This window comes from Pedobacter zeae (genome assembly GCF_014196715.1).
GTDB lineage: Bacteria > Bacteroidota > Bacteroidia > Sphingobacteriales > Sphingobacteriaceae > Pedobacter > Pedobacter zeae.
Genome location: NZ_JACIEF010000004.1, coordinates 52,523 through 76,001, shown reverse-complemented (window position 1 = coordinate 76,001; position 23,479 = coordinate 52,523). Strand labels below are relative to the sequence as shown.

Annotated in this window: 21 protein-coding genes; 17 read left to right on the top strand and 4 right to left on the bottom strand. The window is 39.4% G+C overall.

The window, feature by feature from the left end; translation table 11 throughout:
• The first annotated feature begins 6 nt into the window (after positions 1 to 6).
• The gene (locus GGQ60_RS19015; RefSeq protein ID WP_183767372.1) at positions 7 to 213 is read left to right on the top strand and encodes a hypothetical protein; all 207 of its coding nucleotides are present in this window, start codon (positions 7 to 9) and stop codon (positions 211 to 213) included.
• A gap of 65 nt (positions 214 to 278) precedes the next feature.
• Here GGQ60_RS19015 and GGQ60_RS19010 read toward each other — a convergent pair whose 3' ends face one another.
• Complete coding sequence (locus tag GGQ60_RS19010) at positions 279 to 812, bottom strand: thioredoxin family protein (protein WP_183767370.1); 534 nt, start codon at positions 810 to 812, stop codon at positions 279 to 281.
• Between the two features lie 191 nt (positions 813 to 1,003).
• On the opposite strand from GGQ60_RS19010, the gene GGQ60_RS19005 reads away from it, so the two are divergent.
• The 9 genes from GGQ60_RS19005 to GGQ60_RS18965 all read left to right on the top strand — a co-directional run bounded on the left by GGQ60_RS19005 (position 1,004) and on the right by GGQ60_RS18965 (position 14,808).
• Complete coding sequence (locus tag GGQ60_RS19005) at positions 1,004 to 1,663, top strand: TatD family hydrolase (protein ID WP_183767368.1); 660 nt, start codon at positions 1,004 to 1,006, stop codon at positions 1,661 to 1,663.
• Between the two features lie 128 nt (positions 1,664 to 1,791).
• Complete coding sequence (locus GGQ60_RS19000; protein ID WP_183767366.1) at positions 1,792 to 2,586, top strand: tRNA threonylcarbamoyladenosine dehydratase; 795 nt, start codon at positions 1,792 to 1,794, stop codon at positions 2,584 to 2,586.
• Between the two features lie 68 nt (positions 2,587 to 2,654).
• A complete protein-coding gene (locus tag GGQ60_RS18995) occupies positions 2,655 to 5,873 on the top strand; it encodes a UvrD-helicase domain-containing protein (protein WP_183767364.1) in 3,219 nt (1,072 codons plus the stop codon).
• A 176-nt stretch (positions 5,874 to 6,049) separates the two neighbouring features.
• On the top strand, positions 6,050 to 8,905 hold the full coding sequence (locus tag GGQ60_RS18990) for a PD-(D/E)XK nuclease family protein (RefSeq protein WP_183767362.1): 2,856 nt from the start codon (positions 6,050 to 6,052) through the stop codon (positions 8,903 to 8,905).
• A 385-nt stretch (positions 8,906 to 9,290) separates the two neighbouring features.
• The gene (locus tag GGQ60_RS18985; protein WP_183767360.1) at positions 9,291 to 9,848 is read left to right on the top strand and encodes a GNAT family N-acetyltransferase; all 558 of its coding nucleotides are present in this window, start codon (positions 9,291 to 9,293) and stop codon (positions 9,846 to 9,848) included.
• 412 nt (positions 9,849 to 10,260) lie between these two features.
• Complete coding sequence (locus tag GGQ60_RS18980) at positions 10,261 to 11,247, top strand: pyruvate dehydrogenase complex E1 component subunit beta (RefSeq protein ID WP_183767358.1); 987 nt, start codon at positions 10,261 to 10,263, stop codon at positions 11,245 to 11,247.
• Positions 11,248 to 11,403: 156 nt separating this feature from the next.
• On the top strand, positions 11,404 to 11,973 hold the full coding sequence (locus tag GGQ60_RS18975; RefSeq protein WP_183767356.1) for a pentapeptide repeat-containing protein: 570 nt from the start codon (positions 11,404 to 11,406) through the stop codon (positions 11,971 to 11,973).
• A 43-nt stretch (positions 11,974 to 12,016) separates the two neighbouring features.
• Positions 12,017 to 12,388 (top strand): iron chaperone, encoded by a 372-nt coding sequence (locus GGQ60_RS18970; protein ID WP_183767354.1) that lies wholly within the window; start codon positions 12,017 to 12,019, stop codon positions 12,386 to 12,388.
• Between the two features lie 128 nt (positions 12,389 to 12,516).
• A complete protein-coding gene (locus tag GGQ60_RS18965; RefSeq protein WP_183767352.1) occupies positions 12,517 to 14,808 on the top strand; it encodes a Tex family protein in 2,292 nt (763 codons plus the stop codon).
• 64 nt (positions 14,809 to 14,872) lie between these two features.
• Here GGQ60_RS18965 and GGQ60_RS18960 read toward each other — a convergent pair whose 3' ends face one another.
• Positions 14,873 to 15,295 (bottom strand): hypothetical protein, encoded by a 423-nt coding sequence (locus GGQ60_RS18960; protein ID WP_183767350.1) that lies wholly within the window; start codon positions 15,293 to 15,295, stop codon positions 14,873 to 14,875.
• Positions 15,296 to 15,579: 284 nt separating this feature from the next.
• A complete protein-coding gene (locus GGQ60_RS18955; protein WP_183767348.1) occupies positions 15,580 to 16,659 on the bottom strand; it encodes a mechanosensitive ion channel family protein in 1,080 nt (359 codons plus the stop codon).
• 140 nt (positions 16,660 to 16,799) lie between these two features.
• Here GGQ60_RS18955 and pnuC point away from each other — a divergent pair, with 140 nt between their 5' ends.
• From pnuC to tsf, 6 genes are all read left to right on the top strand, one after another.
• Positions 16,800 to 17,462 carry a nicotinamide riboside transporter PnuC gene (gene pnuC / locus GGQ60_RS18950; RefSeq protein WP_183767346.1) on the top strand — a complete coding sequence of 221 codons (663 nt, stop codon included), beginning with the start codon at positions 16,800 to 16,802 and terminating at the stop codon, positions 17,460 to 17,462.
• A 105-nt stretch (positions 17,463 to 17,567) separates the two neighbouring features.
• Positions 17,568 to 18,101, top strand: coding sequence for an ORF6N domain-containing protein (locus GGQ60_RS18945; RefSeq protein WP_221236007.1), 534 nt, complete (start codon positions 17,568 to 17,570; stop codon positions 18,099 to 18,101).
• A gap of 206 nt (positions 18,102 to 18,307) precedes the next feature.
• Positions 18,308 to 18,751 carry a 50S ribosomal protein L13 gene (gene rplM, locus GGQ60_RS18940; protein ID WP_183767344.1) on the top strand — a complete coding sequence of 148 codons (444 nt, stop codon included), beginning with the start codon at positions 18,308 to 18,310 and terminating at the stop codon, positions 18,749 to 18,751.
• A 3-nt stretch (positions 18,752 to 18,754) separates the two neighbouring features.
• The gene (gene rpsI, locus GGQ60_RS18935) at positions 18,755 to 19,141 is read left to right on the top strand and encodes a 30S ribosomal protein S9 (RefSeq protein ID WP_183767342.1); all 387 of its coding nucleotides are present in this window, start codon (positions 18,755 to 18,757) and stop codon (positions 19,139 to 19,141) included.
• Positions 19,142 to 19,159: 18 nt separating this feature from the next.
• Complete coding sequence (gene rpsB / locus GGQ60_RS18930) at positions 19,160 to 19,993, top strand: 30S ribosomal protein S2 (RefSeq protein ID WP_183767340.1); 834 nt, start codon at positions 19,160 to 19,162, stop codon at positions 19,991 to 19,993.
• A 129-nt stretch (positions 19,994 to 20,122) separates the two neighbouring features.
• Positions 20,123 to 20,968 (top strand): translation elongation factor Ts, encoded by an 846-nt coding sequence (gene tsf / locus GGQ60_RS18925; RefSeq protein WP_183767338.1) that lies wholly within the window; start codon positions 20,123 to 20,125, stop codon positions 20,966 to 20,968.
• 121 nt (positions 20,969 to 21,089) lie between these two features.
• On the opposite strand, the gene GGQ60_RS18920 is transcribed toward tsf, so the two are convergent.
• Entirely contained in the window at positions 21,090 to 22,295 is a 1,206-nt protein-coding gene (locus GGQ60_RS18920) for a metallophosphoesterase (RefSeq protein ID WP_183767336.1), read from the bottom strand.
• 85 nt (positions 22,296 to 22,380) lie between these two features.
• Between GGQ60_RS18920 and nagA the strand changes: the two genes are divergently transcribed.
• On the top strand, positions 22,381 to 23,472 hold the full coding sequence (gene nagA / locus GGQ60_RS18915; RefSeq protein ID WP_183767334.1) for an N-acetylglucosamine-6-phosphate deacetylase: 1,092 nt from the start codon (positions 22,381 to 22,383) through the stop codon (positions 23,470 to 23,472).
• The last annotated feature ends 7 nt before the right edge of the window (positions 23,473 to 23,479 follow it).

Below are 23,479 nucleotides of genomic sequence, written 5' to 3'. Positions count from 1 at the left end.
AATGTTATGATAGACCCAGAAGATGACGATTATTCAAACGATCCTAACGACGCACTGCGCAGAGAGGACGAAGTAGAAAACATCAACGAAATTAGCGGCGATGATACCAGTATCGAACATGATAAAGATCTGCTGGAGCAGGCCGACCGGGCATCGAGATCATCTTACGAACTAAACCTCGATGATAACGATGACGATGATTTAGATGATTAAAAAAAGCGGCAGGTCATGTTGGTTTACACACGACCTGCCGTTATTGCTGCAAAAGCTTTATAAAACTACTTCGCTTTTGGCTTATACGTTTCCGGATTTACGGCAGTGGTGGTCCATCCTTTTAAAAATGCCGTTATTTTCTTTACATCGTGGCCAACTTTCTTTTTGCCGTTGGCTCCAACCTCTTCAGTTTCTAAATAGGAAGAATTTTCAATGTGCAATACTTTTCCTTTCCCGTCCAAAACTAAAAATACGGGGAAACCAAAACGCTGCGGATAGCCTAAACCAGCCAACACACTTTCGTTTTTATTTTCCGGACTATAATTTACCAAAACCGTCTCAAAATTATCGTTTATATATTTTTTTAGTGTTGCGGTACTGTCAACCAAATTATGGAAAGCAATACACCAGGTGCACCAGTTACCCCCAACCTGTACCAATACATGCTTATTTTCTTTAGCTGCTTTAGCTACGGCCGCTTCAATATCTGCTTTGGCGTTGGCCTGAGGGTTATAGATATGAACCCCATCTTTTTTTGCTTGACTAAAAGTTGTAGTCGCAATAAATAAGGCGCTTAATAAAATGACTAATCTTTTCATGTTTTTTTAGAATAATGTATACAAATTTAACAAAGTCTAGTAATATGATAGATTATTCGCAAATTCTTTACAGAACAGACACATTGCCTGGAGCTGTCTCCCTATTTTTTTATCCCCATCATCCATCTGCCATCATACATTTTCCATCCCCCATCATACCTCCCCCTTCAAAACACTATCTTTGCTAACCAATGGATTTTTTAGACATACACACCCATAAAACTGCTGTACAAAAAGGGGTAACCAGTATTCAAAGCTTATCGTTAACCAACGATATCTTTCTAGCCATGCCTAAAACAAAGCCGATTTCGGTTGGTTTACATCCGTGGTTTGCCCAAATTGATCAGTTAGATTTCCAAATGAAATATTTAACCGTGGTAGCCAATCAAAACAATGTAAAACTGATCGGTGAGTGTGGTTTAGACCGATTGAGGGGTGAAAATCTTGAAAATCAGGTCATCATCCTTGAAAAACAGCTCGAACTCGCCGAAAAAATCCGGAAACCACTGATTTTACACTGTGTTAAATGTTTTTCAGAATTAATCGCGGTCAAAGAAAGATTAAAGGTGAAAGTTCCTATGATTATACATGGCTTTAATAAAAATGAAGTGCTGGGCAAACAGCTTTTGGATAAAGGTTTTATACTTTCCTTTGGTACAGCGGCTTTAAAAGCATCATCCGGAGTGGCAAAACTGATCGAAAATACGGATCGTTTCTTCCTGGAAACCGACGATTCAGACATTTCCATTCAGGAAATTTACCAGGCCGCAGCCATTTTAAAAAAATGTAGCGTTGATGAGCTTAAAGCTCGTATTTTTGCCGACTGGAATAAATTGAATTTAAAAAACTAGCCACGGATGTGCAGAAAGCACGGAAAGTTTTCTTAGCTAATGCAAGATCCATTGAGTTATAAGCTGTGTCCATCCCCGCCCGAATGGCAGGGCAGGCTTTTCATCTGTGGTTAAATACAAGAATTAATATGTCTGATGTAAGCTGGCTTTCGCGCTCTGCGCTCCTTGTTGGAAATGATGGAATTAAAAAACTCCAATCGAAACATGTTTTGGTTATCGGTTTGGGGGGTGTAGGTTCTTTTGCTGCCGAATTTATTTGCCGCTCGGGTATTGGTGAAATGACGATTGTAGATGGCGATGTTGTGGATCCCACCAACCGAAACAGGCAATTGCCGGCATTGGCAACCAATCATGGGGTAAGCAAGGCTGCAATTATGCAGGAACGCTTACTGGCGATTAACCCTGCCCTGAAACTGCATGTGGTAAGCACTTTTTTAACCCCTGAAAAATGCAGGGAAATCCTGGAGTCTGATTTCGATTATGTAATGGATTGTATTGATAGCGTAATGCCAAAAATCACTTTACTTTCTACAGCACTTCAAAAAAACATACCGATTGTGAGTTCGATGGGGGCCGGTGGCAAAATGGATCCGACCAAACTAAGAATTACTTTACTTCCCGAAACCTACCAATGTGTTTTTGCCAGTTATGTACGCAAACGGTTGAACAAACTTGAAAACTCGGCTAAAATTAAAGCTGTTTTCTCCACTGAAGGAGTGGACAAAAACTCGATGATTATGACCGACGGAAGCAATTTTAAACGCTCGGCTTATGGTACCATTTCCTATTTACCTGCAGCCTTTGGCGGGGCCTGTGCATCAGTTGTAATTCGCGACCTGCTTGGCTTCCCTATTGAGATGGCTGAACGGCCAGCAAGAATCAGCTTAAAAACCATCCAGAAAAAGAAGAAGAAAAAGGCCTGATGTTGATATCATGATTTCGGTAAAATTTTAAATTGTTGTAAGTTTAAAGTTCGGAGAGAAATCACACTATGCCCCAACCCCTCAAAATCCTTCAAGCCTCTGCCGGTTCCGGTAAAACCTTCAGTTTAACTGCACATTACCTCACCCTGCTCTTCAGTGGAGATCATAAATACCGCGAAATTTTAGCCGTAACTTTTACCAACAAAGCTACCGAAGAGATGAAAACCAGGATATTAGAGGTTTTGCTCGGATTGGCTAAAGGAAATTCTTCAAAAAAAATCGACGATTATCGGAAGCTTATTTTACAAGCTTATCCGATGTTAAGTGCCCAGGAACTCCAGTTCAAAGCCGATAAGATTTACCGTAAAATTCTGCACGATTACAGCCGTTTTTCGGTGAGTACCATCGATGGTTTCGTGCAAAAAGTAATCCGTGGTTTTGCCTTCGAGCTGGGTCTTAATGCCGATTATAATTTAGAAATGAATTATGATAAGGTGAAGGACGATCTGGTTAACAAATTAGACGAGGCCCTGGATCACAATAAACAGCTCCTGCAGTGGATCATTGATCTGGCTATCGAACGCATCAGCGATAACAAAAGCTGGAACTATAAATTTGAGCTCTATAATCTTATCGGGGAAATATTTTCAGAACGTTTCCAGATTTTTGAAGATGCAGTAAATGCCCTTGGACTGGAAAACATAGACGATCTCTTTAAAAAATACATACAGCTTACCAAATCGGAAATTAAAAACTTCGAAGAAGAACTGGTGGCATTGGCAACTGAAGCCAACGAAGCCCTTAATGTAATCGGGGTAGAAAACGATCACCTTAAAGGCAAATCCAGAAGTCCGCTGGCAAAAATCATTTTAGTAGCCAGGGGCGACTTTTCAAAAATAGAACCACTTTTCAAATTAATCGATGAACCGGAGGAATGGTTCCAGAAAAATACGAATTTTCCTGAGGCTTACGAAACGGTAAACCCGATATTAAAGAAACTAAAAACGCATTACTTAACACATCTGCCCAATTACGGACTGGCTATAGCATTTAATAAAAACCTCTATTATTTAAGGTTAATGCAGGAAATTGCCGTTCTTCTTAAAGAGTACAGGGCCGAAAACGATAACCTGCTGATCAGTGATGCACAAAAGCTGATTTCAGGAATCACAGAAGATGCTGGCGATAATCCTTCTTTCATTTGGGAAAAAGTGGGCAACCGTTACCGCAACTTCCTGTTTGATGAGTTTCAGGATACTTCCACCAGTCAATGGGGAAGTTTTAAATCATTATTGACCAATGCAATGGCTACGCCAAGTCAGGATTTGATCGACCACCTCATTGTTGGCGATACCAAACAGTCTATTTACCGCTGGCGTAACGGCGACTGGAATATCCTGCATAAACAGGCAAAAATAGATGTCGGTGCTAAAAATGTTCTCGAAGAAAGCCTGGAAGAAAATTACCGAAGTGCAGAAAATATCATCACTTTTAATAATTTTCTTTACAAAGCCATTCCGCTTACCTTGCAGAATGAGTTGAATGAAAACCTGGCCTCTAAACCTGAAAGTATTCTTAAATGGTGGCAGGAGCAACATTATCAACATATTATTACCGACATTTATAGCGGATCGACCCAAAATTTCGCTACCAATACTTTAAAAGGCGGCACCATTAAAATCAGGAAATTCGGTAAAGATCATGCTCCTGAAGAGGCCCGTTTTACCGAAACTGTTTTTAGGGATATTGCCCTGGATGATATAGTTAAAGAAATTAACCAGCTCAAAAATAAGCAACAATATGCACTAAAAGACATTGCCATCCTGGTACGATCGAACAGTGAAGCCTTGTTAACGGTAAAAAAACTGATGGAACACCACTTACCTGTTCTGTCGGGAGATGCCTTATTGATTTCAAATAATTCGGCCATACAACTGATTATTAACACCTTAAAAACCCTAATAGGGTTAGAAAGTCAAACGGCATTGTATAAAGCCAATTGCATCGCCCTTTACCGTTCCCTACACGGAAAAGATCCCGATGCCAACCATTACATTAACCTTAGTCAAAAACCACTCCATACATTAACTGCGGTTTTACCTGCCGCTTTATGTATGAACTGGCAAAGCTGGCTCCAGTTACCCTTGCCAGAACTGGTCGAAATCCTGATTGAGAGCTATGGTTTAAAAGACCTCACAGCGAATTTGCCTTACCTGTTGGCGTTTAGAGACTTAACGGCGTCAGCCGGAAAACTTGGAGAAAAAGGCATTATTGCCTTTTTAACCTGGTGGGAAGAAGATGGGATTAAAAAGTCCTTACCTTCTCCTGAAGGTGCAGATGCCATTCAGATCATTACCATTCACAAATCGAAAGGTTTGGCTTTTAGGGCTGTTTTCGTGCCATTTTGCAACTGGGAAATCAAAGGCAAACCCAATGGAACTTTCTGGGTTTCTTCAGAAGAAACGGTTTACAAAGAACTGAAAGGTATACCCCTAAAATATAACGAAGCTTTAGCCGATTCGGCAATTGCTAAAGCATATTACGAGGAACTGCTCTACAACAACATGGATGCACTGAATATGCTCTATGTGGCCACTACACGTTCGAAAGATTACCTTTACATTGCTACCATGACCAAAAAAGAGCCGAAATTATCAAACATGGGCGATGTCATTAACTTTACTTTTGAAGACCAGTTTGATGAAAATGGCGTTTACGAAATTGTTGAGGAGGTAATTATCGAAAATAAAACCGAGCAATCTAATTTTATCGACCTGAAAAGTTATCCTACCACTACACGTTTATCTGAACTTTACATTCCATCAGAAGAAAAACACCTCAAACATTTGGTTAATATCGAAAATTCAGGCCGGAAAGGCTCATTACTGCACGATATCCTCGCCAGTGCCCGCAACCAGCAGGAAGTGGAAAGTTACACCGATCAATTGGTTCTACAGGGGATTATTAAAGATGAGGAAAGGCAAAAACTGATCGGGTCTGCCTTGGAAGTATTAAATAATCCCGAATTGCAATCTATTTTAGGCTCCGCAAGCCAAAGCATCATAGAAAAAACCATTGTTGATGAAAAAGGGAAAAGCCACCGGCCAGACCGGGTGCTGGTAAATGGAGATGAGGTCGTTATTCTTGATTATAAATTTACCCTCGAAGAGAGCGATAAACATATCGAGCAGGTGTACGTCTACAAAGCCTTACTTTCGGAAATGGGCTATCAGAACATCAGAACCTACCTTTTTTACGCTGTTAAGGGCAAATTAAAATTAGTGTGATATGGAAAAAGGATATCATTTATACGGTAATTCCGATCAATGTTATGCAGTTTATCTGAATGAACAGATTTGCTATACACGAACAGCTGATAATCAACAAAACGCAACACCGAACCTATCCCGTATGAATTTAAAATGGATAATGTTTTATATTAAATCTAATTCTTTAACCTAACATGAAACCATTTTTACAGGAAGTTGCAGAAGATTTAGTTGCCCGGTTTGGCAATCAGCTGGAAAACTGTGCCATTGTTTTTAACAATAAACGTCCATCAGCTTATTTGCAGAAACACTTTGCCGATATTATTGGCAAGCCATTTTTCAGCCCGTCATTTTTTACCATACAGGAATTCTTTGCCAGTTCTACCAGTTATAAAATAGCCGATTTTTACCTGCAGTTTTTTACCCTTCACAGCATTTATAATCAACTGCTGGCTGAAGAGAAACTGGAAAATATATCAAGTCACAAGTTTTTTCCTTTAGCCAAGATCATCCTAAGCGATTTTAACCAGATTGATGCCGATCTTGTAGATGCTGAGAAATTATACCGAGACCTGGAAGATATTTCGACGATCAATAAAGACTTTGATTATTTAAGCCCCGAGCAATACCGGTTTCTTGCCCAGTTCTGGACTTCCTATTCGGAAGGAAAACATAAAAAGCAGCAGGAACTGTTCATTAAAATGTGGCGCCGGATGCCCAAGCTCTACAATAGCTATCATACGAAGCTAAAAGAACAGGGTTATTTAACCAATGGTTCGGTTTACCGTTATCTGGCGGATGATATTACCAATCATCAGGAGTTTATCTCAAATTTTGATAAAGGGAAGATTATTTTCGTCGGTTTTAATGCCCTGAGTAATGCCGAGGCTAAAATATTCACCCAGCTGCAGGAAGCTGACAAAGCATTGTTTTATTTTGATGCCGACAGCTATTATTTAGATGATGTTTCGCAGGAGGCAGGTTTGTTTCTGCGTAAAAATATCAACCAGCTTGGATTGAAAAATGAATTTTCCGGAAAGGAGAGCCTGATGAAATCTTCTACTCACCAGGTAAACGTTTTTAAAGTTCAGGGACAATCGGCACAAGCCAAAATACTCAATAACATTCTGGAAGAAGATTATACATCAACAGAAGCCGTTGGGAAAACCGTAGTGGTTTTGGCTGATGAAAGCCTGTTGATTCCAACACTGCAAACCATCCCAACGAACATTAATGGCAAGGAAATCGACCTGAATGTAACCATGGGGTTTGCCCTGTCGACCTCCAGTATTTTTGGACTGGTTGATTTATGGTTAGGTAGCCAGCTGGAAATTTTACAGCGCGATAAAGTAAGCTATAAAAATGTAGAAGCCTTTTTAACCCATCCTCTAACCGGTTTAACACAAAAAATGCGTGATAAAGTGTTAACTGCCCTGCTGGAGGAAAACCAGGTGGAGATCGATCATAAACGTTTATTGCGTCAGAGCGGACTGTTTGAAACTTTTTATAAAAAAATTGACGATCCGCAACATGTAGTCACCAACCTCTTGGATGTACTTGATTACGTGCTCATGCGGCTATCGGGTGCTAAAACACTTAAGAAGATAGATGCTGAACTTTTTGTAAAAACCATACAGGAGTTAAACAGGTTGCACGATACGTTTAGCAACCACATCGGTAAAGAAGAAATCCCTTTTGTAATTTACCTGGTGCAAAAATCACTGCAAACCATTGCAGTACCACTTTCGGGCGAACCGCTCAACGGCATCCAGGTAATGGGGTTACTCGAAACCCGGAACTTAAATTTCGACAAGGTGATAATTTTAGGTTTTAATGAAGGTATTATTCCAAAATCGTCAATCGGTAATAGCTTTATACCTGATTCCATACGCCGTGTTTATGGCCTTCCGGTCCTCGAAAACCTCGATGCCATTTCATCTTACATGGTATATCGCCTATTACAACGGGCAAAAAATATCAATTTTGTCTATAACAGCTTAACCGACGAATATACTTCCGGCGAAGCCAGCCGGATTTTAAAGCAACTCGAGTACGAAAGCGGTTTCGATTTCAGCTACAATGAGCTTAATCTCGAAGTAAAAACCGAAGCGTTTAAAGAGGTAAAGATCGATAAGACCAATAATGCCTTTATCCAGGAAACGCTTCAAAAATACCTCGATAAAAAAAAGGTACTTTCGCCTTCTGCAATTACCCAATACATATCCAATCCTATTGATTTCTTTTTCAATTATATTGCTGGTATTAAAGAGCCTAAAGAAATAAGCGCAGTGGTAGAAGCCAACGAAATCGGTTCGATCTTACACAAAGTGATGGAATATTTTTACGAAGATTTAAGGTCGGCTGAAATCACCGCAGAGCGGATTAAGGAGAAACGCAAACAAATTCCTGCATTGATCCAAAAAGGCTTTAATGCCGTGATGTTCAAAAATCCCGATTCAGTGATGGAATATAAAGGCATGCAAAAAGTAATTTTATCCATAGTTGATGCCTATGTAAACATTATTTTAAATCAGGATGAAACCCAAACACCATTCCAAATCATTAGCCTTGAGCAAAAAGTTGAGGCCGAAATCAGCTTCCCTTTAAAGGGAAAGGAAGCCAGCGTGAAGATATTCGGCTTTATCGATCGCGTTGATGTAAAAGATGGCATAACCAAAATTATCGATTACAAAACCGGGAGCGACAAGTTAACCTTTAAAGATATCCCCGAGCTCTTCAATTCAGACGGCAAGCACATCAACAAAGCGCTGATTCAAACCTTACTCTATACCTATGCTTACGAGCAGTTTTCGGGTAAAAATTTTGTAGAACCGAATCTGTATGTGGTAAAAACCATGAGTATAGATGGCGTTTGGTTTAAATCTGGAAGGCAAAATTTATCTGGCGCTTATTTAGAAGAAATCAAGCCTGAGTTTCTTGCTGAATTAAGAAAAAAACTGACCGAACTTTTCGAAGCGCCTTACTTTGTGGCCAGTGCAGTTGAGGATAATTACAAATATTCTATTTATAAAACTTTGTTTGGGAAATAAGATAAAAACTAAAGGCTAAGCCAACCTCACTTTACTTACATAGCTGTTTCTGATATTATAAAAACTGCCAGTATTTATCCCGATGTATCACTTGGGTTGCTTCAGGAGCATACTTTTCGATAAAAGTGCTTGGAAACTTTACTTTTACTTTAGGATTCCATTTCAGTTCAAAAGCGTTTATTTTATTGTCTTGTTCTTCAATATTTCAAGGGTTTGTTGTAGCGCTCTTTTAATCATTAATTCATTACCTATTCGCCCAAAATAGCAATATTTAGAGAATAGACTGATATCATCATCATTTCAAAACATCTGTCAGAAAAAGATAATTTTTCTCAACTAAACTAATTTATGTTCTGGTATTTTGTCTTTAAGCCTATCTTTAAAAATGCTAACCTTAAATTTTACAAAATTTCCTGTACTGGAAACCGAACGCTTAATCCTCCGCGAACACGATCTTGCTGATGCCGAAGCACTTTTTGCCTTGCGCACCAACGAAAAGGTAATGAAATATATCGATAGGGAACGGCCAAAAGATATTTTCGAGATTAAAGATTTTATCTCCCGCTTCAGAAATGGCTATGAAAATGGCGACAACCTGGCCTGGGTAATCGCCTTAAAAGATAATCCCGGGCAAATGATCGGCTCAGTAGGATATTGGCGTACCGACTTTGCCAATCACCGTGCAGAGATTGGTTACATGCTGCACCCTGATTATTGGCGACAGGGAATCATATCTGAAGCCCTGAAGCGATCGATCGATTTCGGCTTCGAAGAAGTTAACCTGCATACCATTAGCGCAAACATCAATGTAGAAAACGATGCTTCGAGACAAATACTGATCAAACATGGTTTTGTAAAAGAAGCACATTTTAAACAGGATTATTATTTCAGGGGCCAGTTTCTTGACAGTGAAATTTATGGATTATTGAATCCAAATCATTAAATTAATGTAATGTAGTTAAAATGCTTAAAACCGCAGCAGCGGTTCTCGCCCCCCTTAAAAGCAGAAGAAACCATAAAATTCTCTACTGAAAATTGGATTTTACTTGCTGTGACAACCGGGATTTAAAAAACATGCCCTGGGGCATGAGGCAGTTTTCTATTTTAGGCAACAACGGCAACATCCATTTTGGAGAAGATATTTCGGAAAAAGCCTAAGCTTTGATACAAAAAGCTTAACAAAAACACAATTACCCAATAATATTTCTTTTTTTAAACGAATAAACAAAAAACACAGCCGAAAAAGCTCGAAATAAGGAACCTAAACACCCACAATTATTACAAAACATAGGCATTTTAGCCTTTGGTTTCAAAGCGATTAATAATTATATTTGCCCCCGTTATAAAAATTTACAATGAGAGAAATCCAATTTAGAGAAGCACTTCGCGAAGCCATGAGCGAAGAAATGCGTAAAGATGACCGCGTTTTTTTATTAGGTGAAGAAGTAGCAGAATATAACGGTGCATACAAAGTAAGTCAGGGTATGCTTGACGAGTTTGGTGCGAAACGTATTATCGATACCCCGATTGCCGAATTAGGTTTCGCTGGTATTGCAACTGGTGCAGCAACTGCAGGCCTTATTCCAATTGTAGAGTTCATGACATTTAACTTCTCTTTAGTTGCAATCGATCAGATCATCAACGGAGCAGCTAAAATCTTATCAATGAGCGGAGGTCAGTTCTCATGTCCTATGGTTTTCCGTGGCCCAACAGGTAACGCAGGCCAGTTAGGTGCACAACACTCTCAAAACTTCGAAAATTGGTATGCCAATACACCAGGTTTAAAAGTAGTCGTTCCGGCTACACCTTATGATGCAAAAGGTTTATTAAAACAGTCGATCCTTGACCCTGATCCGGTTATCTTTATGGAATCAGAGGTAATGTACGGCGATAAAGGCGATGTTCCTGCCGAAGAATACTATATTGAATTAGGAAAGGCCAACATCACCAAACAAGGTACCGATGTAACCATTGTAACTTTTGGTAAAATGTTAACCCGTGTAGTTAATCCTGCTGTAGAAGAATTAACCAAAGAGGGAATCAATGTAGAAGTAATCGATTTACGTTCTGTTCGTCCTATCGATTATGCAACCATCATCGAATCGGTTAAGAAAACAAACCGTTTAGTCGTGGTAGAAGAAGCCTGGCCATTGGCTTCAATTTCTTCAGAAATTGCTTTCAACGTACAAAGAAATGCATTCGATTACTTAGATGCGCCAGTTTTACGTATCACTTGTGCTGATGTTCCGCTTCCATACTCTCCAACTTTAATTGCAGCAAGCTTACCAAACGCAGAGCGTGTAATTAAAGCGGTAAAAGAAGTAATGTACGCAACAAAATAAATGTCATTCTGCACACAGCGCAGTGTTTCATTCGATATAAAATCCTCCAATAATTTGGGGGGTTTTTTTTGACCTTTTGCCAAGGACACGGCCCTAAGCCATTATATGCGGCAATAAATAAATTTTATCAATAACTTCGCTCAATATCAAAATGTCATGCCAGAATACATTGCCGATCAAACCTTCGAAAAAGCCGATTATACCCTACGTGCATTATCAAAAGCAGAATATGAAAACTGTAGATTTATCAACTGCGATTTTTCAGGTTCAGATTTAAGCAGTGTAAAGTTTTTGGATTGTCAGTTTAGCCATTGCAACCTGAGTTTGGCCAATATTAACAAAACAACTTTTAACGGGATAGACTTTAGCGACTGCAAAATGCTGGGCCTAAGGTTCGAAAATTGTAATGATTTTGGTTTGGCGTTTAACATTAGCAATTCAAAACTGGATCATTGCTCTTTCTATAAACTCAAATTAAAAAAAACAACCTTTAAAAATGTGCAGCTTCACGAGGTCGACTTTTCAGAAACCGACCTGTCCGGCTCAACTTTCGAAAATTGCGATTTACTCAATGCTACATTCGACAGAACGATGTTAGAAAAAGCTGATTTCAGGACAGCTTTTAATTTTTCAATCGACCCCGATAACAACCGGATAAAAAAAGCTAAATTCTCGCCATCGGGTTTAGCGGGTTTGTTGCACAAATACGATATCCTAATCAGTTAATGATTTATCCGAGAATCTTTGTAATTTCATAACAAGATAATTTATGGAACCGTCAAAACCGGAAAACATCGACCAATACATCGCCAATTTTCCTGCAGCAACCCAAAAAATGCTGCAACAAATACGTGAAACCATTCATCTGGCTGTGCCTGAAGCTAAAGAAGTTATCAGCTATGGTATGCCTGCGTTTAAGCAAAGAGGTATTTTAGTTTACTTTGCCGGTTATGCCAAACACATTGGTTTTTACCCGGCAGGTTCGGGTATCGAAGCCGTTAAAGATGAATTTAGTGGTTATAAATGGAGCAAAGGTGCAGTGCAGTTTCCATTAGATCAGCCCATGCCTTTAGACCTGATTACCAGAATAACCAAATTTAAAGCTGAGCATGACTTGCAGAAAGCATCAAAAAAGAAATAAAACAGCTGTTAAGGCCTTGTTACCTCAATTTTCTACAAAATTTACTCACACATTTCGGTGGAAAACTTGATTTGAAAAATCCTTAATTTCTAAAAATCCTAACTAGCTTTGACGTTTTAATTTTAGATATGTTAACCCACTATAAAATAATTGCAGCCGAGTTAAACGTTGCAGAAAAGCAGGTAACTGCTACTATAAATTTACTAGATGAAGGTGCAACAGTACCTTTTATTTCCCGTTACCGTAAAGAACTGACCGGCAGTTTAGATGAGGTTGAAGTAGCCGCCATACGCGACCGGGTTTTACAGTTACGCGACCTGGATAAACGCCGCGAGGCCATCTTAAAATCGATGACCGATTTAGGCAAATTAACCCCTGAATTGGAGCAACAGATTAACGAGGCCGAAACCATTTCTCTTTTAGAAGATATTTACCTGCCTTACAAACCTAAACGCAAAACACGTGCATCGGTTGCCAAAGAAAAAGGTTTGGAGCCACTTGCTTTGCAAATTTTTGATCAGGGTAATTTTGACCTGGATACCGAAGCAGATAAATTTATAGATGCCGAAAAAGGCGTAAATAGTTTGGAAGAAGCTTTAGCCGGGGCAAGGGATATTATTGCTGAGATGATTTCGGAAAATGCCGAAGTCCGGACCAAAATGCGCACTTACTTCCAGGAAAAAGCCGAATTTAAATCTGAAGTAATTAAAGGAAAAGAAGAGGAAGGCATTAAATACAAAGATTACTTTGAATGGAACGAGCCCGTTAAAACTGCAGCTTCGCACCGTGTTCTGGCCATGCGCCGCGGCGAAAAAGAATTGATTTTACGTTTAGATGCCCTTCCCCCTGCCGAAGATGCCATTGCTTTACTTGAAAATCAGTTTATTACAGGCAATAACGCAGCATCAAAACAAGTGCAACAGGCTTTAGAAGACGGTTACAAACGTTTACTGGAGCCTGCCATGGAAACCGAACTGCGTGTTTTCACCAAACAAAGAGCCGATGAAGAGGCCATCCGTGTTTTTGCTGAAAATGCACGTCAACTGTTGTTGGCTGCACCAATGGGTCAAAAAAATGTACTGGCCATTGACCCGGGTTTCCGTACCGGCTGTAAAGTAGTTTGCCTGGATAAACAAGGACAATTGTTAGAAAACACAACCATTTATCCTCATACCGGACAGGGGAATGTTAAGAATGCCGAATTCACCATCCAGCAGCTTTGCGAGAAATACCATATCGAAGCCATTGCCATTGGTAATGGAACCGCCGGACGGGAAACCGAAGCTTTTGTCAGGGGTTTAAATTTACCGAACATCATTATTGTAATGGTTAATGAAAGTGGGGCCTCGATTTATTCGGCCTCAGAAGTAGCACGCGAGGAGTTCCCTACACAGGATATTACCGTTCGTGGTGCGGTATCTATTGGTCGCCGATTAATGGATCCTTTAGCGGAGCTGGTAAAAATCGATCCAAAATCAATTGGTGTTGGCCAGTATCAACACGACGTTGATCAGAACAAATTACAGGCTAGCCTTGATGATACTGTAATCAGTGCCGTAAACGCAGTAGGTGTTGAATTAAATACCGCTTCTAAACAAATTTTAGCTTACGTTTCGGGCCTGGGGCCAGCTTTAGCACAAAATATTGTAGACTATAGAAATACCCACGGCGCCTTTAAAAACCGCGAAAGCCTGAAAAAAGTACCGCGTTTGGGCGATAAAGCTTACGAGCAGGCAGCAGGTTTCCTGCGTATCCGAAATGCAGAAAACGTATTGGATACCAGCGGAGTACACCCGGAGCGCTATGCCGTAGTTGATCAAATGGCCAAAGATCTGGGCACTACTGTTTCAGCACTGATGAAGGATAGCCAGTTACAAAAACAGATTAAGCTGCAGCACTATGTTACAGATGAAATTGGTTTACCTACGCTTAACGACATCCTAAAAGAGCTGGCCAAACCCGGCCGCGATCCACGCGAGCAGTTTGAAACCTTTAGCTTTACAGAAGGCGTTAATGAAATTGCAGACTTAAGAACCGGAATGAAATTACCGGGTATTGTAACCAATATTACCAATTTCGGTGCCTTTGTTGATATCGGCGTACACCAGGACGGATTGGTACACACCAGCCAGTTGGCAAACCGTTTTGTAGCTAACCCAAATGATGTGGTGAAAGTGCATCAAAAGGTAGAAGTTACGGTAATGGAAGTAGATGTAGCCCGCAAAAGGATTTCGTTATCAATGAAAACTGAAGTTACACCGAAGTCGGAAGTCCGCAGCCGGGAGTCAAAGGAGCAAAAACCTAAGCAGAACTTCAAATCAAGTAACCATAAACAAAGCTTCAAACCCCGTAATGAACCAAAAGATGCCGATGGCGATTTACAGGAGAAATTAGCCAAGCTAAAAGGAATGTTTAAATAGTGTAGCTATTGAGCGGCACAAGTAAACTTGTGCCGCTTGGGTGAGCGAATTACTAAAGCGCTAATTAATAATCAAATTGATGGGTATAATCTTTATTAACATCAACAGTAACACCATCATCATTTGTAACCACTTTGCCATCTATCTCCGCTTTATAGCTGATTTGATAACTGGCATTAAAGTTAATGCACTGCGCGCTGGCAGAAATTACATCAACTGGTAATATAGTCTCAATTACATAAGTTTTGGTACTTCCAGTGAAATCGTTTTTTCCTAAAGAAATAGCAGCTTCATTGTTTCTGGTTACGCCATTTACCTTCCAGATGGTTTTAGTGCCTTTAGTATCACCGCCTACAATTACAAAAGAAACGTAATCATCGGCTGAATTTACGCCGTTTGCGGTGATGGTAAATTTTGCAGTTTTACCACTTTTTGAAGGAGCGGTTTCTGAATCTTTTTTTACAAGAAAACAGTAGCGAAAAAACAAGAGCAAGAGATAATAATGTTGAAATTTTTTTCATAGATTTTTAATCATTTTCTTACCCTATGTGCTAAAAAAATGCCAAAACCTCCGGCTATAATTAAAATACTATATTTCAGGTAAAGGGAACTACCTATTTTTAGGTAGTTTTTTGATTACATTTCATTATTTAATAGTCAGTATAACAAACAATGTCCTAATTATTGTTGCAATAACCTAGATTTAGCAAATTCTAAATGCCAAATACCATACAAATTGGATAACAACTTAGTTCTGTCAGATTGAAGAAACTACAAACCTGCAAACCTATCCCGAAGTTCTAATCTTCTTTTAGGTAAACTATCAGGATAGTTATTCTGAATAAATGCAATCATAGCTTCCCTTACGTAACAGCGCAAATCGAAAGCTTTCGATGAATTGGAGGCGCTCATCAAAAAACGCACCTCAATGGTCCCATCTTTAGTACTATCAGTAACTTGTACCACATTTACCCTTTTATCCCATAAAGGATTTGCATTCAATAATCTTGTTAATTCCTGTCGCATAGGTTCAACCGGAATAGTATAATCAAGATATAAAAAGACCGTTCCAAGCAGATCTGCCGAAACCCGCGTCCAGTTTTGAAAAGGCTTTTCAATAAAATATGTAATCGGCAAAATTAACCGCCGCTGATCCCAGATATTAACCACTACATAAGTTAAGGTAATTTCCTCAACCTTGCCCCATTCGCCTTCTACAATCAAAACATCATCGATACGGATAGGTTGCGTAAACGCGATCTGAAAGCCTGCCAATAAGTTTCCCAGCGATTTTTGTGCTGCAAAACCAATAATAATCCCGCCGATACCTACCCCCGTAAGCAAGCCGGCTCCTATTTTACGCATGCTTTCAAAACTCAGCAGGATAATGGCAATTGTAACAAGAACAATTAACGAAACAATAAACTTGCGTACAAATTGCAACTGTGTTCTGATTTTACGTTCTTTTAAATTATTTTCCTTATTTAAATCGTATTTGAAATAAAAATAATCCTCAAGCACATTAACAGCCCGCACCAGAATCAAAGCAAAGGTAATGGTAAGTGCGATTTCTAAAGCTTTTTCAAGCGGAGCACGATAAACCGGTGCCATTTTCATCACCGATAAGGAAAAATTTAACAACAATAGCGGGATAAACACGCCAATAGGATGGCGCAGGTGTTTGATAATGGATTTGATGAAGATAAAATCCCACCAGCGCGAGAGTAAGATAAAGATTCTGTGAATAACAAATTTAATGCATATCCCCAGTAAAACAGCAAGCAAGCCAATAATGATATTCTTCAGACACAAGGGAATGGACGAACCGTATAAATGATCTAAGTACTGCATAAAAAGCTGGATGATTATATAACCGAAAGGCATCTGCCAATGAACTAACATCCAAAATTTACTTTTTGTTTATCAGCATGTAAGCGAAGCACATTAAATTTTACATACTTTAGGGTTTATATTTACGAATCATCAGGCTTATGGATTTTTTCAATGCCCAAAGCATCTTTTTTACGGTACTGGATTACCAAATGAGCTATCTCGAGTTCTTTGCCGTAATAACCGGGATCATTTCGGTAATCCTCTCTGCAAAAGCCAGTATCTGGAGTTGGCCTGCCGGCATTATCAATGTGTTTCTTTCAGCCTTTTTATATTATCAAACCCAACTTTATCCCGATATGTTCCTGATGGTCTTCTTTTTCATTACCAATATTATGGGTTGGTGGAGGTGGGCAAACCCTAAACCGGAAGAAGAAGACAGGAACAAAGAACTCAAAATCAGTTTTATGCCACTGAAGCAGTTTTTAATTTTACTAATTGTAGGTGTTGCCGGCACATTGCTTATGGGTACACTGGCCAGCAAACTCCACCACTGGCTACCCTTATTGTTTAATTTGCCCAGCGCCTACCCTTTTGTCGATTCGTTTATTTTTGTAATGAGCGTGATCACTACTTTTTTAATGATCCAGAAAAGGATAGAATGCTGGATTATCTGGCTGATGATTGATATCGTAGCCACTTATCTTTATTTCTTAAAGGGCATAAAATTTATGGGTATCGAATATTTCATTTTTACCATTATTGCCGGCTTTGCATTATGGAACTGGATTAAGGAATATAGAAGTTACAACAAAGCAGGTTAATCAAAACTATATTCGGAGCCAGAAAGTGATTTCAATGGGTCAATTTTCATGTTTTCTTGAAAAGGAATGGTTTAATTCGTATCTTCAGGTAAAATCCAACATGATATGACAGCTAAACAAATGCTTCCTATCATCCCTGACAATATTCTGGTGAATAAAATTTACGAACTGAGAGGCCTTAAAGTAATGCTCGACAGCGATCTGGCAGCGCTGTATGGGGTAGAGACTAAGCGACTCAATGAGCAAGTGAATAGAAACCCAGACCGATTTCCTCAAGACTTCATGTTTCAGCTTACCGATGAAGAATGGTTAAACTTGAAGTCGCAAATTGCGACTTCAAGTTGGGGTGGCAGAAGAAAACTTCCTTATGTTTTTACCGAACACGGCATACTAATGCTTTCGAGTGTACTGAGCAGTCAGCAGGCCATCCAGGTTAACATACAAATTGTCAGAATTTTTAGCCGTATCCGCCGATTGCTTTCAGAAAATACAGAGCTTAAACTGGAAATAGAAGAAATAAAAAAGAAACTAAGCAACCACGATAAAAATATCGAACTGGTTTTTGGCTATCTCGATCAGCTTATTGAAAAGAAAAGCAAACCCAGAAAACGGATAGGATACATGCCTGATGAGCTGTGATATTCAGTTAAAATCTATTAGGAGTTGGCTTCACAGGGTTGCAGAAATAAATTCAGCCTAACCTTGGAAATACTCATCCCGAACGTTCACTTAAAACCCTCAAACTTTTTTCAACCAACTATTTGATAATAAAAGTATTCTATCTATCTTTGCAGTCCCAATTTTAATGGGAATAATAAATTGTTTAATAAATTAAATACAAGCAAGTGAATACGTTAAGTTACAAAACTGTCTCGGCCAATGCTAAAACTGTAAACAAACAGTGGGTTGTTGTTGATGCGGAAGGCGAGATTTTGGGGCGCTTGTCATCGAAGATCGCTATGATCATCCGTGGTAAAAACAAGCCTGAGTACACCCCACACGTAGACTGCGGTGATAATGTAATTGTTATCAATGCAGACAAGGTTAAATTGACAGGAAACAAATTCAGCGAAAAGCAGTATGTTTCTTACACTGGTTATCCAGGTGGTCAACGTTTTATCTCTCCAAAAGAGTTAATGGCGAAACACCCTCAACGTGTAATCGAGAAAGCGGTACGTGGTATGTTACCGAAAACTAAATTGGGTAAAAAATTATACACTAATCTTTTTGTGTATGCTGGTGCAAACCACCCTCATGCAGCTCAATCTCCAAAAACCATTAAACTTTAAGAAATGTCAGTTACTAACACTTCAGGAAGAAGAAAAACAGCTGTAGCACGTATCTACTTAAAAGATGGTGCTGGCGCAATTACCGTTAACGGTAAAGATCACAAAGAATATTTCCCTACTTTACCTTTACAATATATCGTAAACCAAAGTTTAGAAGTTGCTGAACTTGTTGGCCGTTACGATATTACCGTAAATGTACAAGGTGGCGGAGTAAAAGGACAAGCAGAAGCTGTTCGTTTAGCTATTGCTAAAGCGATTGTTGAACTAGATGCGGAGAAAAAACCTGCATTACGTGCTAAAGGCCTAATGACGCGTGATATGCGTATGGTTGAGCGTAAAAAACCAGGACGTGCTAAAGCCCGTAAGAAATTCCAATTCAGTAAACGTTAATCACAGGAGGCAAAGACAATGGCAAGAACAACTTATCAAGACTTATTGGATGCAGGTGTACACTTTGGTCACCTTACCCGTAAATGGAATCCAAAAATGGCTCCTTACATTTTCATGGAGCGTAATGGAATTCACATTATAGATTTAAATAAAACTTTAACTAAAACTGAAGAAGCTGCGGCTGCGATTAAACAAATCGTAAAATCAGGACGTAAAGTTTTATTCGTATCAACAAAAAAACAAGCTAAAGGAATCGTAGCTGAGCAAGCTAAAAAAGTAAATATGCCTTTCGTAACCGAGCGTTGGTTAGGTGGTATGTTAACTAACTTTGCTACTGTTCGCAAGTCAATCAAAAAGATGTCTAACATCGATAAAATGACTAAAGACGGTACTTATGCTATCCTTTCTAAAAAAGAGCGTTTAATGATCCAACGTGAGCGTGTTAAATTAGAATCACTTTTAGGTGGTATTGCTGATTTAAACCGTTTACCTGCAGCTTTATTCTTAATCGATGTTAAGAAAGAGCACATTGCGGTAACAGAAGCGTTAAAATTAAACATCCCTACTTTTGCGATGGTTGATACTAACTCTGATCCTTCTAACATCGATTTCCCAATCCCTGCGAATGATGATGCTACAAAATCAATCTCTTTAATTACTGATGTAATTATCAAAGCGATTGAAGAAGGTTTAGAAGAGCGTAAACGCGAAAAAGATGATGAAGCAGAAAAAGAAGCAGTAGCCGCTAAAGCTGCAGCTGATGCGCCTGAAGCTAAAGAGCCAAGACGTAAAAAAGCTGCTGAAGCTGAGGTAGAGGCCTCTTCATCAGAAGAAACTAAAACAGAAGAATAGTAATATTTTTTAATTGCAGGTTACTGGTTTCAGGTTTTAAGTTGGCTTAACATGAGTTTAACTTAGCGCTTGTAACTTGTAACCTGTAGTTGTTATAACAAGATTGTAAATTTTAAAAAAGGAAATAAAATGTCTACAGTACAAATTTCTGCAGCAGATGTAAACAAATTGCGTCAACAAACTGGCGCTGGTATGATGGATTGCAAAAAAGCTTTAGTTGAAGCTAATGGCGATTTCGAAGCGGCTGTTGATTTATTGCGCAAAAAAGGTCAAAAAGTATCTGCAGCCCGTTCTGGCAATGCTACTTCTGAAGGTTTGGTATCAATCGCTGTTTCAGCAGATGGTACAAATGGTAAATTAGTTGCTTTAGCCTGCGAAACTGAACCAGTTTCTAAAGTTGAAGATTTCCGTAACCTGGCTCAGGCTGTTTTAGCTGCAGCGGTTGCCAACAATCCTGCTACTACTGAAGAATTATCAGCAATTGCTTTGGAAGACGGACGTACAGTTGCCGAAACGATCACTGAATTAACCGGTAAAATCGGAGAGAAAATCGTGATCCAAGAGTACGTAAATATCTCAGGCGAAAAAATCGTTTCTTATATCCACTCTAACGGTAAAATGGGCGTTTTAGTAGTATTTGAAGGTGCTAATGGCGCAGATATTACCGAAGCTGGTAAAGATGTTGCTATGCAGATTGCTGCGATGAACCCGGTTGCTGTTGATAAAGATGGTGTTGATCCTGCTACTATTGAGCGTGAAATCGAAATTGCTAAAGATGTTATCCGTCAGGAAGGTAAACCAGAAGAAATGGTTGAAAAAATTGCTGCCGGTAAATTGAACAAATTCTACAAAGACAGTACTTTATTAAACCAGGAGTTTGTTAAAGATAGTTCATTAGATGTTCGTAAATTCTTAGACAACACCGTTAAAGGATTAACTGTATCTGCTTTCAAACGCGTACAATTAGGTGCATAAGCACTAAAAAAACATATTAAAAATAGCCCCAATTTCTTGGGGCTATTTTTTTGATATAATTTTTAGCGTTGTCGACTTTAATGACCAGTTTGCTAAAAAGTCGACCACTCTTATTCATCTCCTACTTCCTCAAAGCGGTATAGGTACCTACTTCCTTACCAGAGTCATCCAGCATACTTACTACCAGGAGATTTTTATCTGCTGTAATTTTAGTAATGGTTCTTGCTCCTTTCTGTGGCCCACCACCAATAATTAACGGATAATGGTTCAGGTTTTTATCGGGCTGGTGTACCATGTATTTGTGGGTATGTCCGCTCAGTACTAAATCAACTTTCCCCTTGTTCAATAAAGGTTCAAACAACTCCGTACAATGTTTTGGTCCATGTGCATCACCCGAATAACGGGGCGGAATGTGCATCAATACAACACGAAAAGGTGCTTTTTTGAATTCTTTAGTATTGATTTCCGTTTTAAGCCATTCTGCCTGTTGCATACGGTAATCGTCGAAATTGACAATCCCGGCATAAACCGGATGTGCATCTTCCTTATCTTCTCCTGTATCGATAACTACAAAACGCACAGGACCTAAAGTAAAAGCGGTGTGCCCCACATGCATGTAATATTGTGCAAACTCTCGCGCAAATTTACCGCGGGTTTCATGGTTCCCCCTCACATATATAAAGGGGGTATTTTTTGCAAAATTATCTACACATGGCTGCAACATATGATCGATAATCTGTTTTTCATCCGTTTGATAATCAAAAATATCACCATTAAAGAAAACAAAATCCTGCTGGGCAGCCGGTACAAGTCCTAATAAATGCGGAATAGACTCAGGCCGATCATGAATATCGTTCAGCATAACAAACGATACCTCCTCTTTAACCTGCTTGGCATTCAAAAACGACTCAACATTACTGCTCACCGTTTCGCCATAGGTTAATTTGTAAGGTTGAAAATCTTTGATTTCTTTGGAAACAATTTTATAATAATACTTTGTACCGGGTTTTAAATTCTGAAGCGTAACTGCATTTAGCTTGCTGTTGGCCTGCATTAAACCTAATTCAGCTTTACCATAAGCTTTCTGGTTCAACTGATCGGCCTGCTCACCAAATTCTACCCAGCCCGCGGCATTTTTATTGGTTAACCATAAAATCGTCATCGAGTTATTAAAATTGGTTTGCAGATAAGGCCCTACTGCAATTTTAAATGCATCTTCTTTTTCGGCAACATCTGCAATAGCCACCCCAGGCGCAACTAATGTTGCGGCACTTAAAGTAAGTCCGGCCTTCAGAAAGCTCCTTCTATTAGGCTGATTTTCATTCATTTGATTAGTTTATCTTATTAACCAAATATATCGTTACAATAGTTAACTTTGATTGTGTAAGCTTAAATTTACTCAAACGTTTGTTATGCCCAAGATCATTCCCAATACTTCCTATTACCATAACGATACATTAATAAGCGGTCAGGAAATTGAAATCAGCCATACTGATATTACCAACATCAGACCTTCGGCTACAACAGTTAATAGCCAGTCGATCACCGTGCCCGGGTTTATAGATTTACAGATTTATGGCTCAGGCGGACGTTTGTTCTCCGCCGATCCAACCATCGAATCGTTAACCATTATGGAAGATGATTTGTTAAAAAAAGGAACAACCGGCTTCCTCGCCTGCCTCGCTACCAATACGCCAGAAGTATTCAATGCCTGTATCAAAACCGTTAAAGCACACCGTGCTTTCGCAAGAAACTGCCTGGGCTTACATTTAGAAGGCCCTTTTTTAAATCCAAAACGTTTAGGCGCGCACGTTCCGGCATTTGTTCGCAAGGCCGAACTGGATGAAATTAAACAATTGCTCGATTTCGGCGACGGCGTGATCAAAATGATGACCATTGCTCCTGAGCTTCAGGATGACGAAGTAATCCAATATTTATTAGATAGTGGGGTGGTCGTTTCTTTAGGCCATAGTAATGCCACTTTTGAAGAGGCTACAACCGCCTACAATAAAGGCATACAAACCACCACCCATCTTTTTAACGCCATGAGCCCCATCCATCACCGGGAGCCCGGTATTCCTACTGCGGTTTTTAATCATCATAAAGCGATGGCCAGTATCATTGCCGATGGACAGCACGTCGATTTCGAAGTGGTTAAGTTTGCGCAAAAGCTGTTAAAAGAACGGCTGTTCCTCATCACCGATGCCGTTACAGCCTGTTCAACCGGCCCATACCAGCATATCCAAAAAGGGAATAAATTTGTAATGCCCGATGGAACGCTTTCAGGTTCTTCGCTCACCATGTTAGAAGCCGTTAAAAACTGTGTATCGCACTGCGGTATCAGTTTAAACGATGCTGTTAAAATGGCCACACAATATCCCGCCGGCTTAATCGGGATTGAAAATCTTTGTGCAAAGATCGAGTTAGGAGCACAAGCAAATTTGGTGGTACTTGATGAGGAATTAAATTTAAAAGAAGTCTTTTTTAAAGGTGAGAAAATATAATTTGTCG